This window comes from Microvirga guangxiensis (genome assembly GCF_900102135.1).
GTDB lineage: Bacteria > Pseudomonadota > Alphaproteobacteria > Rhizobiales > Beijerinckiaceae > Microvirga > Microvirga guangxiensis.
In genome coordinates this window covers 219,970-233,381 of sequence record NZ_FMVJ01000004.1, presented here as the reverse complement: position 1 = coordinate 233,381, position 13,412 = coordinate 219,970, and the positions used below count along the sequence as shown (strand labels likewise).

The 13,412-nt window shown below is 62.4% G+C and carries 13 protein-coding genes; 2 read left to right on the top strand and 11 right to left on the bottom strand.

What is annotated here, in order from left to right; genetic code table 11:
- Positions 1–16: 16 nt before the first annotated feature.
- Positions 17–1,873 (bottom strand): tetratricopeptide repeat protein, encoded by a 1,857-nt coding sequence (locus BLP10_RS07590; RefSeq protein ID WP_091132904.1) that lies wholly within the window; start codon positions 1,871–1,873, stop codon positions 17–19.
- A gap of 387 nt (positions 1,874–2,260) precedes the next feature.
- Positions 2,261–4,285, bottom strand: a complete 2,025-nt coding sequence (locus tag BLP10_RS07585; RefSeq protein WP_139165444.1) for a M10 family metallopeptidase C-terminal domain-containing protein — start codon at positions 4,283–4,285, stop codon at positions 2,261–2,263.
- A gap of 568 nt (positions 4,286–4,853) precedes the next feature.
- On the opposite strand from BLP10_RS07585, the gene typA reads away from it, so the two are divergent.
- On the top strand, positions 4,854–6,680 hold the full coding sequence (gene typA / locus BLP10_RS07580; RefSeq protein ID WP_091132896.1) for a translational GTPase TypA: 1,827 nt from the start codon (positions 4,854–4,856) through the stop codon (positions 6,678–6,680).
- Between the two features lie 50 nt (positions 6,681–6,730).
- Positions 6,731–7,354 (top strand): glutathione S-transferase family protein, encoded by a 624-nt coding sequence (locus tag BLP10_RS07575; protein WP_091133508.1) that lies wholly within the window; start codon positions 6,731–6,733, stop codon positions 7,352–7,354.
- Positions 7,355–7,400: 46 nt separating this feature from the next.
- Here BLP10_RS07575 and BLP10_RS23115 read toward each other — a convergent pair whose 3' ends face one another.
- The 9 genes from BLP10_RS23115 to ubiB all read right to left on the bottom strand — a co-directional run bounded on the left by BLP10_RS23115 (position 7,401) and on the right by ubiB (position 13,412).
- Positions 7,401–7,565, bottom strand: a complete 165-nt coding sequence (locus BLP10_RS23115) for a hypothetical protein (protein ID WP_175493818.1) — start codon at positions 7,563–7,565, stop codon at positions 7,401–7,403.
- 20 nt (positions 7,566–7,585) lie between these two features.
- Positions 7,586–7,906 carry a hypothetical protein gene (locus BLP10_RS07570; RefSeq protein ID WP_091132894.1) on the bottom strand — a complete coding sequence of 107 codons (321 nt, stop codon included), beginning with the start codon at positions 7,904–7,906 and terminating at the stop codon, positions 7,586–7,588.
- A gap of 12 nt (positions 7,907–7,918) precedes the next feature.
- Positions 7,919–8,152 (bottom strand): hypothetical protein, encoded by a 234-nt coding sequence (locus tag BLP10_RS07565; protein WP_091132891.1) that lies wholly within the window; start codon positions 8,150–8,152, stop codon positions 7,919–7,921.
- A 12-nt stretch (positions 8,153–8,164) separates the two neighbouring features.
- Positions 8,165–8,521 (bottom strand): hypothetical protein, encoded by a 357-nt coding sequence (locus BLP10_RS07560; RefSeq protein WP_091132887.1) that lies wholly within the window; start codon positions 8,519–8,521, stop codon positions 8,165–8,167.
- A 144-nt stretch (positions 8,522–8,665) separates the two neighbouring features.
- The gene (gene cysK / locus BLP10_RS07555) at positions 8,666–9,640 is read right to left on the bottom strand and encodes a cysteine synthase A (protein WP_091132884.1); all 975 of its coding nucleotides are present in this window, start codon (positions 9,638–9,640) and stop codon (positions 8,666–8,668) included.
- A gap of 74 nt (positions 9,641–9,714) precedes the next feature.
- The gene (locus BLP10_RS07550; RefSeq protein WP_091132881.1) at positions 9,715–10,164 is read right to left on the bottom strand and encodes an RrF2 family transcriptional regulator; all 450 of its coding nucleotides are present in this window, start codon (positions 10,162–10,164) and stop codon (positions 9,715–9,717) included.
- A gap of 10 nt (positions 10,165–10,174) precedes the next feature.
- Positions 10,175–10,630, bottom strand: a complete 456-nt coding sequence (gene dut / locus BLP10_RS07545) for a dUTP diphosphatase (RefSeq protein ID WP_091132877.1) — start codon at positions 10,628–10,630, stop codon at positions 10,175–10,177.
- A complete protein-coding gene (gene coaBC, locus BLP10_RS07540) occupies positions 10,627–11,841 on the bottom strand; it encodes a bifunctional phosphopantothenoylcysteine decarboxylase/phosphopantothenate--cysteine ligase CoaBC (RefSeq protein WP_091132874.1) in 1,215 nt (404 codons plus the stop codon). Before coaBC ends, dut begins: the two co-directional genes overlap by 4 nt.
- Entirely contained in the window at positions 11,838–13,412 is a 1,575-nt protein-coding gene (ubiB, locus tag BLP10_RS07535) for a 2-polyprenylphenol 6-hydroxylase (RefSeq protein ID WP_091132870.1), read from the bottom strand. The genes coaBC and ubiB overlap by 4 nt, the downstream gene beginning before the upstream one ends.

The window sequence follows — 13,412 nt, the reverse complement described above, 5'->3', positions numbered from 1 at the left end:
AGCATGTCGAAGAGGATCAAAGCCGGTCGAGCGACGGATTGCCTCCGCCGAACCAGTTCTTCGTCATGAGCGCCTTCGCCTCCTCCGAGGCCGCGGCATCGCCGCTTGCTTCCGAGGCCTGATACAAACCGGCGGCGGCCCAGCCGTTGTTGGGGGTGCGCTTGATCGCTTCGCGGAAGGCGACCTGCGCCTCCTTCGGTTTTCCCTGCTGCAACAGGGCGGCGCCGAGGGACTGATACACCGGATAGGTCCAGAAGGGCGGCTCCATGTAGGGCAGCCGGTCCTGTACCTGCGCGGCTTCCGCAAACAGCGTCGCAGCCTGCGCGTAATCGCCCTTGGACTGCGCGATCCGCGCTTCCACCACCTTCTCCTCGATGGTCAGCACATCCGGCCCCGGCACGCCGAGTTTGGGCATTTCGACGATGACGGGCGACTGGGCCAGAACAGCGATGGCCGCGATCTCCTGGCGGGCTTCGTCCTCCCGCCCCAACCGCGCCAGGGCGACTCCGCGGGCATAGTGCCAGCGGGCGCGGACGAAGGGGAATTGCGCATCCGGCTCGGGCAGAGCAAGCACCGTCTCCGGCGCGGAAAAATGCGCGTGGGCCGAATAGCGCGCCGCCGCGATGGGCTGCGTCCAGGGCACCTCCTGCTGCGCCCGGCTCGACACGAGATCCGCGAGCTTGTCGGCTGCCGCAAGAGCGGTGCTGCCGTCGCCGCCCATGAGCGCCGAAACCATGACGAAGTGAACATTGTGCGCGTGATAGCCTTCCGCATAGAGCAGGCTCGCGCCGCCCTGCTTCATCATCGCATCGTCGGCTGCGGCAGCCTGCACATTCGCATCCAGGCTCTCGCGCCAGCGGCCGAGGCGATACCAGATATGGCTCGGCATATGCACCAGATGGCCGGCCCCCGGCATCAAAGCCGCGAGCCGCGCCGCATGCGGGGCCGCGCGCTCCGGACTGTCGGAGGCCTCGACGGCGTGGATGTAGAGATGAACGGCGCCCGGATGATCCGGCAGCGCCTTGAGAGGTCCCACCTGCCGGTCGCCGAGCACACCCTCGATGAGCTCGACCATCCGCCCGGACCGTCCTTTCGGAATCTTGCCTCCCTCCTCCCAGTAATCCCAGGGGCTGAGATTCATGAGTGCATCGGCGGTCAGGAGCGCCACATGCGGATTGTCGGGGAAGCGGGCCTGAACGGCCTCCATCGCATCCGCATAGGCCTGGTTCAGAACCGCCTGGTCGGCATTCGGATCGGGCGAATAACGCTTCGAGAGAGCGTCGATCAGGACGGCCTGCAACTCGTCAGAGGGCGCAAGCTTCCTGGCCTGGTCGAGCGCCACCAGCGCGCGGGCATTGGCATCGGGCAGCATCGGGTAATTGATATGCGGTCCGAGCACCCAGGCCTCGCCCCAGAGACACATGGCGCAAGCGGGGTCGAGATCCTGCGCCGCCCGGAAGGCACGCGCCGCCTCCGCATGGTTGAAGCCCCAGCCGAGACGGTAGCCCTGGTCGAAATAGGCGCGCGCCTCCTGCGCGGCAGGGCCGACCTCGGACCATGAGAGCTGGCCCAGATTGCCGTAGATCGGCGGACGTTCGTCACTGGTCGGGGCCGATGCGCCTTTCGGCAGATCGCGGCTGTAGGTTCCAAGCTCGTTGCGTGCCGGCGGCTGCGGATGGGACTGATGCTGCGCCAGTGTCATTGGCGCGGCGAGAGCGTGCATCGCGCCGTGCAGCATCTTCACCCGCGGCGAATTGTGATCGCCCAGCGGGCAGGCCTCCGCGGAAGCCGCAAGGACAATGATCGAGGCGGCGCTCGTCATGAGGCCGAGGCCGGTCAGGGAACGTAGGCGCTTTGAAACGGGAATGGTCATGGGGAAGCCTCCCAGATCCGGTCGATTGGACGGCAGGCTGAAGACAATCCGAGAGCCTGCAGGTCCATCGTTGCCAAGTCAGGTCGTCCGCTGCTCGCGCGAGGTCTCGGCTTTCCTTCGAACGATCAGCTCCAGAAGCGATGAGCACCATGGCAAAAGGCGAGGACATGCAGCGGCGGGCCATGCCGCAGGTGCGCACGGATGCTCGCCGCTTTCGCTGCAGGTTCCTTCCTGCTGAAGAACATCCCCACCATGATCCTGCGGGGCGCGGCGGTCTGTGATCTTTCTCACAGTTCGGAGCTGTTGCTGCAGGTAACAACCTTAGCCTCAGGGCAAACAAAAACGGCCGGGGCAAGCCCGGCCGTTGTCATCATTCAGGAAACTCTCTCAGATGATGAGGAAGTCTGCCGCGGAAAGCGCTGCCTTGTTGGAGAGCTTGATGAACTCGACCGGCTTGTATTTCGTACCGCTGCCATCCGCATCGTAATAGACGACGCCCTTCTTGTAGATCAGGTAGTCGTTCTTATCGGTGGCCTTGTTCTTCTTGAAGAAGCTCTTGTTCAGAGCACCCGGCGAGCCGATCGAGCCCTTGCCGAGCTTCTTGAAGATGGCATTGTCGAGCAGGATCTTGTCCTCGCCGCGATTGAAATCGGTGATCGTGTCGAGGTTCACCTTCTTGTTCTGGTTCTTCTTCGTCGTACCTTTGCCGAGAGCAGTATCGAATACGAAGTGATCCGCACCGGCCCCGCCGGTGAGCACGTCGTTGCCAGACTTCCCAAGGATCGTGTCATTCCCCTTGCCGCCGTTTAACGCGTCCTTTGACCGTGTACCAACCAGTCTGAGATTTTCATCCGGGGATGGCAATGGATCTGCAATGGATCCATTGCCATCGGTAATGCGTTCGATGCCATTGGCCCGCAAAATAGATATGTCGTGCGCGCTGAAGACGCCATTCGTCAGGATGATATGATCGTTGGCCGTGTCCCTGCCGTCGATCAGACGAGCCGTCTCAACTGAATCAAGCGCCACCACGGTCCCGTGATGCATCAAATCGATGACGTCGACGCTCTCAAAGACTTTGGCTGTCAGGTCGAAGAAGGTTCCGTTGAGCCGAACGACATCGTGATCGCCTGTCGCTTGCCCTCGCAGATCGATCAACTGAACGTCTTTCAGGGCTTTTGATTCAACAGTGACAACGTCATCCCTGTTCGAACCTCGGATCGTTTCTACATTTATAATGTAACCATCGCGGATGTAGAAGGAACCGCCTCCACTGAGAAAAAGAGTATCACGTCCGCCTCCTCCATAGATCCCGTTAAAGGGAAGCTGGAGTCCCTCTCTGGTCGAAAAATGATCATCTCCAAAATTACCTAATCCTTTCCACTCGGCAGGCATCTCGAATTGCGTTCCACCCGGTGCGACAGTTGCTTCGATGACTGCCCTGTCTGTCAGGCCGTCAGGATCGCTAACGATTACCTCGATCTTTTTCTGAGAAACCTGCAATGCGTCAGTGTTGGTATAGGTTAGGGCGCGCAGAACCTCTTGGACCCGCGCCGAACTGGCATTGACATTGAATGTGATCTCAATGCCCGCGAAGGACCACGCTTTCACGGAACCGATGACAATGCCGTCGACCAGGACGTCAACACCTTGCGCCATGGGGCCGGATAGGCTCACTGCACCGCCCTGGGTCACCTGGATTCCGTACAGGTCGAAGATGTCCTGGAATCCCGCGGTTCGGACAATCAGTGATTTCATGTGAGGAGCCGCACCTTGGAAAAGCATCTGCGTTCCCTGATCCAAGAGCCCTGGCTTCCCAGCCTCAGTCTGCATGCGGTCTTCATGAAAGTTGTTCATGAGAGGCCTGGGATTGATGTAATCCCCTGCACTGTCACGAAGATAGATCACTCCCCTCTCATAGAGGGCCTGCCTTTGAGCGTCCGTGAACGTTCCTTCAGCCAGTGTCACATAGACAGTATTGTATGGGCTCACTTTGACCAGCATGGCTGTCTGGAAGTCACGAACGACAATATGAGCCGGCGTTGTGGCCGAGAATGTTGTGTAGGTAATCTCGTGAATATTGGTGAGCGTGAGTGAGGTCAGGTCTAGGGCATTGCCACTAAACAGTAGAATGTTGTGACCATTACCTCCTTTCAGGTGCTTGATTTTAGGCAGGACATCTTGCCCAAGATGGTAAGTGGTGTCCCCATCTGCTCCTTCGATAGTCTCGATGCTGGTGATATCGAGGTCATAGAGGCGAACGAAACCGGCCTCGGTTACCCGCAATGTATCGTTGCCGCCTCCACCATCGAATTTCCCGATGATGTTAGGCCCGACCTCATGGACATCATCCCCATCGGTTCCAGTCCACGTCTGGTAGTTTTCCGACGCAACCAATTGCGATGGTGACATGATTTCCTCCAGAGGCTGCGTACAAATGATATTTAGTTTCACTAGTCACTGTATACCGCTGTCAAGCTTTAGATCCTACAGGAGTCTTTATGTTCTTACTTTGTTCTTGACTTTGGTCCTAACCTGGGCTATAGCTGTGGACATCCGGCTCCAGGAGGGGCGCGCTCGCGAGGCGTCGTGAATGATGGGAGCCGGAACGGTCCTGTGCAGGCCTCGCAATCCTGTGACAGGAGGCCCATCGCTGCAAGATGCGATGTCCGCCTAAACAAACCGTGCGCGAGGAGCCGTCGGGTTCTTCACACACTAGACACACGAGCCGGACGCCTTCTCGCGCCCTCCCTCGACCCCAAACCTCGGAGCAAACGCTCGCGAGGCCCATAATGCTTGCCCTTTGCCCTAACGGCAGCGTTTAGACTTGGCCACTCCTTGCAAAAGCTTTGAGCAACCGCCCTATTGCCGCCGCAGAGTAATCATTATATTGCAGCGCAATCATTTTCCGCCCGGTACGAGCCAGGGGCGCGGGGACATCCGCCGCGTGCCGGGCCTCTTTGCCTTTGAAAGACCCCTTATGAAACTTCGCAATATCGCCATCATCGCCCACGTCGACCATGGCAAGACCACCCTCGTCGACAAGCTCCTCCAGCAGTCCGGCAGCTTCCGTGAGAACCAGCGCGTGGAAGAGCGCGCCATGGACTCCAACGACATCGAGAAGGAGCGCGGCATCACCATCCTGGCCAAGGCGACTTCGGTCGTCTGGAAGGATACCCGCATCAACATCGTCGATACCCCCGGCCACGCCGATTTCGGCGGCGAGGTGGAGCGCATCCTGAGCATGGTGGACGGCGCGATCGTTCTCGTGGACGCCGCCGAAGGCCCGATGCCCCAGACCAAGTTCGTGGTGTCCAAGGCCCTCAAGATCGGCCTGCGCCCCATCGTCGCCATCAACAAGATCGACCGTCCCGATGCCCGTCATCAGGAAGTGATCAACGAAGTGTTCGACCTGTTCGCGGCGCTCGACGCCACCGACGAGCAGCTCGACTTCCCGATCCTCTACGGTTCTGGCCGCAACGGCTGGATGGCGAAGTCTCCGGAAGGCCCGAGCGATCAGGGCCTCGCCCCTCTCTTCGACCTGGTGCTCGATCACGTGCCCCCGGCCAAGACCGAAGAGGGTCCGTTCCGCATGCTCGGCACCTTGCTCGAAGCCAACCCTTTCCTGGGCCGCATCGTCACGGGCCGCATCGCCTCGGGCACGGTGAGGCCGAACCAGACGATCAAGGTTCTCGACCGTGAAGGCAACGTGGTCGAGAACGGCCGCGTGTCCAAGATCCTGGCCTTCCGCGGCCTGGAGCGCCAGCCCATCGAGGTGGGCGAGGCAGGCGACATCGTCTCCATCGCGGGTCTCGTGAAGGGCTCGGTGGCCGATACCTTCTGCGCCCCTGAGAACGAGATTCCGATCCAGGCCCAGCCCATCGATCCGCCGACCGTGACCATGTCCTTCATCGTCAACGACAGCCCGCTCGCGGGCACCGAGGGCGACAAGGTGACGAGCCGCATGATCCGCGACCGCCTCTTCAAGGAAGCGGAAGGCAACGTGACGCTCAAGATCGAGGAAGCCGCCGACAAGGACTCGTTCTACGTCTCCGGCCGCGGCGAATTGCAGCTCGCGATCCTCATCGAGACCATGCGCCGCGAAGGCTTCGAGCTCGCCGTGTCGCGTCCCCGCGTGGTGTTCGAGAAGGACGAGAACGGCCAGCTTCTCGAGCCGATCGAGGAAGTCGTGATCGACGTGGACGAGGAGCATTCCGGCGTCGTCGTGCAGAAGATGTCCGAGCGCCGCGCCGAGATGGTCGAGATGAAGCCGTCGGGCGGCAACCGCCAGCGTCTCGTGTTCTACGCTCCGACCCGTGGCCTCATCGGCTACCAGAGCGAACTGCTGACCGACACGCGCGGCACGGCAATCATGAACCGCCTGTTCCACGCCTATGAGCCCTACAAGGGCGAGATCGCCGGCCGCCGCAATGGCGTGCTGATCTCGAACGACTCGGGCGAGGCCGTGGCCTATGCGCTGTGGAACCTCGAAGATCGCGGCCCGATGATGATCGAGCCCGGCTGGAAGGTCTATCAGGGCATGATCGTGGGCGAGCACAACCGCGAGAACGACCTCGAAGTGAACGTGCTGAAGGGCAAGAAGCTCACCAACATCCGCACGACCTCCAAGGACGAGGCGGTGCGCCTGACGCCGCCGATCCGCATGACCCTCGAGCGTTCGCTCGCATGGATCGAGGACGACGAGCTCGTGGAAGTGACGCCGAAGTCCATCCGCATCCGCAAGGCGATCCTCGACCCGAACGACCGCAAGCGCGCCGAGAAGCAGAAGGAAGCGCTGAGCGCCTAAAACGATCGAAAGGCCGCCCATTGGGCGGCCTTTTTCATGTGGGGGACATCATGCTGAAGATCTACGGCCATGCAGGCTCTATCAATGTTCGCAAGGTACTCTGGACCTGCGTGGAATTGGGCATTCCGTTCGAACGTATCGATTGGGGCGGCCCGACACGGTCCTTAGCCGACCCGGAGTTTCAGAAACTCAACCCCATCGGCATGATCCCTGTCGTTGAGGATAATGGCCAGCTCTTCCGGGAGTCGAACAGCATCGTCCGCTATCTCGCAGCCCGCGAAGGCCGTCACGATCTATTACCCAACACGCCTGCCGAACGCGCACAGGTAGAGAAGTGGATGGACTGGCAAGTCTCCGACTTCAACAACACATGGCGCTACGTTTTCATGGGCACAGTGCGTAAGCGGCCTGATTTTCAGGATCCGCAGCAGAGCGCGGCGTCTTGGGAAAAGTTCTGTGCCGCTGTCGGCATAATCGACCGGGAATTGTCGCGCACCGGGGCCTATATCACCGGTTCGGCCTTCACCTGCGCGGACATTGTCATTGGCCTGTCGATCCATCGTTGGAAGAGCATCCCCATGGAGCGGCCGGATTGCGCGGCTGTTGAAGCCTATTACGAGCGTCTCTGCAAACGCGAAGGATTTCAGTTATACGGCCGCGACGGCGGCGCGTGACGGGAAAGGCCGCCTCGAAGGGCGGCCTTTTTCATGTGTCGGAAGGCTAGCCCTCGGCCTTGTCGCTCTGACCCTTCTTCGCGCCCTCACCCATCGGATTGGTGGAATCCTCGCCGGAGGCGTCGGGGTTCTCGCGGCCTTGGGGTGTCAGGCGCGGAGCGCTGATGTCTGCCTCGGTCGCCTGATTGGGTTTCTTGTCGGTGTCAGCCATCGTTTTCATCCTTGTTGAGCTTATGCCGGACCGTTGGTGCCGTCAGTGACGCCACCGCCGCTTTCGGAGCCCGCATCGCCTTCGTTGCCGAGGGAACGGGAGCTGCTGGGATCCGTGGCGCCTGTCGCGCGTCCGCCTGCATCGGTGCCGCTCGATGGGCTGCCCTTCGGCCCGCCTGGAATGGTGCCGGACCCGGTACCCGTCGCATTGGCGTTATCGACGGAGCCGCCGAGATCGAAACCGGGACGGTCCTTCGATCCGGGCCTCGGGTTGCGGGCAGCGTCCTCGGCATCGGGCCGCTCGGTGGGGACGCGGGGGCCGGAATTGTGGTTTTGCGCCATGATCGGTTCCTGTCACGAGCTGGTGGAATCGGTTGCGTCGCGGTCGCCGGGATCCGGCAGGGCGCCTGTCCCGGGCGTCGAGTCCTCATTCGTCAGGGACTGCTTTCCGTGCGGGCCTGCTGCGGGTGGCGCGCCGCCCGACCTGTCCTGAGGCGAGCCCGCTTGACCGGCCTTCGGATCCTGCCGCTTGGAATCGACATTTTTCTTCGTGTCCTCGGTGTGATTGCCGTAGCCTGCATTGCCCATGGCGCTCTCCTGTCAGCCTCTGTCTTTCCCATTGACGGCGGTCGCACGTTCGATGGCCTCGGCGGTTGCGTCCTTGTCGTCCGGCGAGAGGGTCGCGTCGCTCAGGTGCTTGGTGGTTTCAGGCGTTTCGGCAGCGGTGAGTTCGTCGTGGCCGTCCATACCGGCCTTGCTGGTCTGGCCTGTCTGCCCCTGCCGGTAATTATAGGCCTCGCCGCCGGGCTCGCTCCACACGCGGCGCATGGTGGCGTTGCCCTCAGGGCCGCCATCCCGGTTCGGATCGACGGGGCTATCGATGCCGCCGCGCTGCTCGTTGCGGATCTGATCGGCGTCTTGGTCTTTCAATGAGTGAGGCGCTTTGCGCTCCGCCATGATGAACTCCTTGAAACATCATTTGAATTCGTATGCCTCAAGAGAACCCGACCATGTCGGGGAAGTTCTGGCCAAGCTTGCCGCGTGAAAAAACAAAAAGGGCGGCTCGAAAGCCGCCCTTTGAACAACCGATCGAAGATGATCTCAGAGACCTTCGAACAGGGCCGTCGAGAGATAGCGCTCGGCGAAGGACGGCGCGACGGTGACGATGCGCTTGCCCTTGAACTCGGGCCGTGAGGCGATTTCCAAGGCTGCAGCCACATTGGCACCGGTGGAGATTCCCCCCGGAATACCTTCGAGCCTGGCGAGCCTGCGCGCCGTGTCGAACGCCGTCTGATTGCCGATGGTCACCACGCCGTCGATGGCCTCGCGGTCGAGCACGTCCGGCACGAAGCCCGCGCCGATGCCTTGAATCTTGTGCGGGCCGGGCTGGCCGCCGGAGAGAACCGGGGAATCTTCCGGCTCCACCGCAAACACCTTCATGTTCGGCAGGCGCGGCTTGATCACCTGGGCGACGCCCGTGATGGTGCCGCCGGTGCCGACCCCGGCGACGAAAGCATCGAGCTGGCCGTTGGTGTCGTTCCAGATCTCCTCCGCCGTCGTCTTGCGGTGAATCTCGGGGTTCGCCGGGTTCTTGAACTGCTGCGGAATGACCGAGTTCGGAATCTCGTTGAGCAACTCCTCGGCACGGGCGATTGCGCCCTTCATGCCCTGGGGGCCGGGGGTCAATTCGAGTTCAGCGCCCAGAAAGGCCAGCATCTTGCGGCGCTCGATGGACATGGTCTCGGGCATGACGAGGATGAGGCGGTAGCCCCGCGCCGCCGCCACGAACGCCAGAGCGATGCCCGTATTGCCGGAGGTCGGCTCGATCAGCGTCGCGCCGGGCTTGATATGGCCGGCTGCTTCCATGGCATCGATCATGTTGACGCCGATACGGTCCTTCACGCTGGAGATCGGGTTGAAGAATTCGAGCTTGAGGAGGATTTCCGCATCGACTCCATGTTCCTGCGGCAGCCGGTTGAGGCGCACGAGCGGAGTGTTGCCGATGGTATCCGTGATGGAACCGTAGATGCGGCCTCGGCCGGGCTTGGTATCCGAGGTGTTGAGGGTGTCAGCCATAAGTTCCTCCATGAGAATGGGAGGACCTTAATCCTTTTATCGCGAACTGTCGATAATTGGCTTAATTTACAAATTCATATTGTGAAATCAACCGGATTGGTTGGCTCGCCGACAGCCTGCGCCTGCGCCTGAGCGCACAGATCCTCTACCGTCACCTTGTCGAGTTCGCTCAGGAAAGCCTCGGTTCCCCTGGAAACGAGCGGAGACACCACCACGTCTGCAAGGCGCGATTCCGGAAGCGGCGAGTTGCTCTCTTCATCCTGGGCCGCCATGGCGATGCGCACGATATCGCCTGCCGTGATGCGCCGCCGCTCGCGGGCAAGCTCGTAACCGCCGCGCGGGCCGCGCACGCCCTTCAGGATTCCCTGCCGCACCAATGCCTGCAGCACCGGCTCCAGATAACGCGGCGGGAGATTGTGCCGACCGGCGAGGGCCTTCGCCGAGACCGGCATGGGGCGTGCATGAAGAGCGATGTCGGTCACGGCCGCGATGGCAAGAAGCGAACGGCGGGAGAGGAAGTTCATCGCGTGCCCTTCAGTTCATACCCGTCGACCCGAACCCGCCTGCGGCCCGGGACGTATGATTGACGGCAACCACCTCTACTATCTCCGCTGTCGTCACGGGCGCGATGATCATCTGCGCGATGCGCATTCCGCGTGTGATGGTGAAAGCCTCAGCGCCCAGATTGACGAGCAGCACCTGCACCTCGCCGCGATAATCCGCATCGATGGTACCCGGCGCGTTGAGGACCGTGACGCCATGCTTGAAGGCAAGGCCCGATCGCGGCCGCACTTGAGCCTCGAAGCCCTGTTCCAGCTGAATGATGAGACCTGTGGGGACAAGCTTACGTTCCAGAGGGGCGAGGATGATCGGATCATCCGCCGGGTTGGCGGCGATCAGATCCATGCCGGCAGCACCCGCCGTTTCATAGCGAGGAAGCGGCAGATCCGCGCCGTGGGGCAGGCGCTGAACGCGCAGCACATGCGTCATGATTTTACGCCTCCGATCAAAACGCCCACATGCGCGATCAGCTTTTCGGCCACTTCCGCCTTGGGCAGGGTCGGCCATGTCTCGACACCCGATTGCGTCACGAGATGCACGGTGTTGCTGTCTCCACCCATCACACCCGCGTCCGGCGACACATCGTTGGCTACGATGAGATCGCATCCCTTCTTCGCGAGCTTCTGTTTCGCGTGCTCGATCACGTTTTCCGTCTCGGCGGCGAAACCCACCATGAGTGCGGGTCGGCCTTTCTTGAGATGCGAGATCGTGGCGAGAATGTCGGGGTTCTCTGTGAGGGTAAGGTTCGGCAACGCGCCGTCCTTCTTCTTGATCTTCTGCTCGCCCGCATTGGCCACGCGCCAATCGGCGACGGCGGCGGCAAAGATGCCGATATCCGCAGGCAGGGCTCCCTCGACGGCCTCCAGCATCTCGCGCGCGCTTTCAACACGCACAACCGTGACGCCCTTTGGATCGGGCAGGTCGACGGGACCGGAGATCAGCGTGACGCGCGCACCGGCCGCAGCAGCGGCCTTCGCGATGGCATGGCCCTGCTTGCCGGACGAGCGGTTGGCAATGTAGCGCACCGGATCGATGGGCTCGTGCGTCGGACCCGATGTCACGATCACATGCTTGCCCGATAGCGGGCCGGACGGCGCAAGCAGGCGTTCGACCTCGGCTGCGATCTCCAGCGGCTCCGCCATGCGGCCGGGGCCGAATTCGGCTTCAGCCATCGCGCCTTCGTTGGGACCGACCGTATGAACGCCGTCCATTTGCAGCGCCTTCAGATTGCGCTGCGTTGCGGGATGCAGCCACATGCGCACGTTCATTGCGGGCGCGATCAGGATCGGCAGCGTGGTTGCAAGCAACACCGTGGAGGCGAGATCGTCCGCGTGCCCGCCCGCCATCTTCGCCATGAGATTGGCCGTGGCCGGTGCGACCACCACGAGATCGGCATCGCGGGCGAGCTTGATATGCCCGATATCGGCCTCGTCCTCGCGGTCGAAGAGATCCGTATGTGTGCGCTGGCCGGTGAGCGCGGAGGCTGCAAGCGGCGTGATGAATTGCTGCGCGCCGTTGGTCAGAACGCAGCGCACCGAGGCGCCGCGCTCGCGCAGACGGCGGATGAGGTCGAGCGACTTGTAGGCCGCGATCCCGCCGCCGATGACGAGAAGGATGCGTTTGCCGGAAAGCGCCGTCATGCAAAACCTCTGAACAGCATGATCATCAGCGAGACGGCGATGATCCATAAGGCCGCCACACCCCAGCGGTTGCCTCGTGCCTCCGCGCGGCCGATGGCGGCAACGCTGTCCTGGTTGAGGGAGACACCGCGCGCCGTCACCTCCTCCATCTGGTTGAGAACGCGCTCGGCGCGCAGCGCCAGATCCGGCAGGTCGCCGATCACGCCGGCGAGCGTCCACAAGCCACGGCCCGCCTGCTCGGCGCGGCCCAGCGGGCCCAGATTGCGCTCGATCCATTCACGCACCACAGGCTCTGACGTGGTCCACATGTCGAGCTTCGGATCGAGGTTGCGCGCCACGCCCTCCACCACGACCATGGTCTTCTGCAGCATCACGAGTTCCGTGCGCGTCGCCATGTCGAAAAGAGAGGTGATCTCGAAAAGCAGCGTAAGCAGCTTCGCCATCGAGATCTCATCCGCGCGCCGGTCGTGGATCGGCTCGCCGATGGCGCGGATCGCCTGCGCGAAATCTTCCACCGAATGGTGCGGCGGCACGTAGCCCGCCTCGAAATGCACCTGCGCCACGCGCAGGTAATCGCGGCGGATGAAGCCGAGGAGAATTTCGGCGAGGAAGCGGCGCTCCTTCATGCCGAGACGGCCCATGATGCCGAAATCGACCGCAACGAGACGGCCTTCCCCATCGATGAAGAGATTGCCGGGATGCATGTCCGCGTGGAAATAGCCGTCGCGGATCGCATGACGCAGGAAGGACTGGATCACCGTGCGTCCCAGCGCCGCCCGATCGAAGCCTGCGCGCTCGATGGCCTCGATGTCGTTGAGGCGGATGCCGTCGATCCATGTGGTGGTGAGAATGTCGCGCGCGGTCAGATCCCATTCGGGCTTCGGCACGCGGAAATCCGGATCGTCCCTGGTGTTCTCGGCCAGCTCCGAAACCGCAGCCGCCTCCAGGCGCAGATCCATCTCGACAGCGACGGAACGCGCAAGCGTTTCCACCACCTCCATCGGCTTCAGACGTCGCGCATCCGGCACCACGCGCTCGAAAAGGCGGGCTGCCGCGCGCATGGCCTGCAGATCGCGGGCAAAGCCCTCGCGCACGCCCGGACGCACCACTTTGACAGCAACCGTTTCCTCGCCTTCCGGCGTGCGGATGCGCGCCTTGTGCACCTGCGCGATGGAAGCGGCCGCCAGCGGCTCGCTGAATTCGATGAAGAGATCGTCGATGGGTCGGCCCAAAGCCGCCTCGATGGTCGCGACGGCCTGCGCGCGCGGGAACGGCGTCATCCGGTCCTGCAGGCGCTCCAGATCGCGCGCGGCCGCGACGCCGACGATGTCGGGACGGGTGGCGAGAAACTGGCCGAACTTCACGTAGGACGGCCCAAGCCGCGTGAGAGCCTTGGACAGGCGCGCTGCGCCGTCCCCGCTCTGACGCCGCTCGATGAGACGCGCCGTGCGCAGAGCGAGACGCGCCGATGGCGGCAGGGCGCTCGGATCGAACAGGCCGAGAGCGCCTTCGCGGGCGAGGATGAAACCGGCGCGCAGGTTCCGCGCGAGATGGACGATGCTGCCGATCAC

Excerpts from the sequence above, each read along its gene's own strand:
- BLP10_RS07550 (WP_091132881.1), bottom strand. The coding sequence starts at position 10,164 with ATGAACTTCCTCTCCCGCCGTTCGCTTCTTGCCATCGCGGCCGTGACC.
- BLP10_RS07585 (WP_139165444.1), bottom strand. The coding sequence starts at position 4,285 with ATGTCACCATCGCAATTGGTTGCGTCGGAAAACTACCAGACGTGGACT.
- BLP10_RS07565 (WP_091132891.1), bottom strand. The coding sequence starts at position 8,152 with ATGGGCAATGCAGGCTACGGCAATCACACCGAGGACACGAAGAAAAAT.
- BLP10_RS07590 (WP_091132904.1), bottom strand. The coding sequence starts at position 1,873 with ATGACCATTCCCGTTTCAAAGCGCCTACGTTCCCTGACCGGCCTCGGC.
- BLP10_RS07560 (WP_091132887.1), bottom strand. The coding sequence starts at position 8,521 with ATGGCGGAGCGCAAAGCGCCTCACTCATTGAAAGACCAAGACGCCGAT.
- BLP10_RS07570 (WP_091132894.1), bottom strand. The coding sequence starts at position 7,906 with ATGGCGCAAAACCACAATTCCGGCCCCCGCGTCCCCACCGAGCGGCCC.
- coaBC (WP_091132874.1), bottom strand. The coding sequence starts at position 11,841 with ATGACGGCGCTTTCCGGCAAACGCATCCTTCTCGTCATCGGCGGCGGG.
- dut (WP_091132877.1), bottom strand. The coding sequence starts at position 10,630 with ATGACGCATGTGCTGCGCGTTCAGCGCCTGCCCCACGGCGCGGATCTG.
- BLP10_RS07575 (WP_091133508.1), top strand. The coding sequence starts at position 6,731 with ATGCTGAAGATCTACGGCCATGCAGGCTCTATCAATGTTCGCAAGGTA.
- typA (WP_091132896.1), top strand. The coding sequence starts at position 4,854 with ATGAAACTTCGCAATATCGCCATCATCGCCCACGTCGACCATGGCAAG.
- BLP10_RS23115 (WP_175493818.1), bottom strand. The coding sequence starts at position 7,565 with ATGGCTGACACCGACAAGAAACCCAATCAGGCGACCGAGGCAGACATC.
- cysK (WP_091132884.1), bottom strand. The coding sequence starts at position 9,640 with ATGGCTGACACCCTCAACACCTCGGATACCAAGCCCGGCCGAGGCCGC.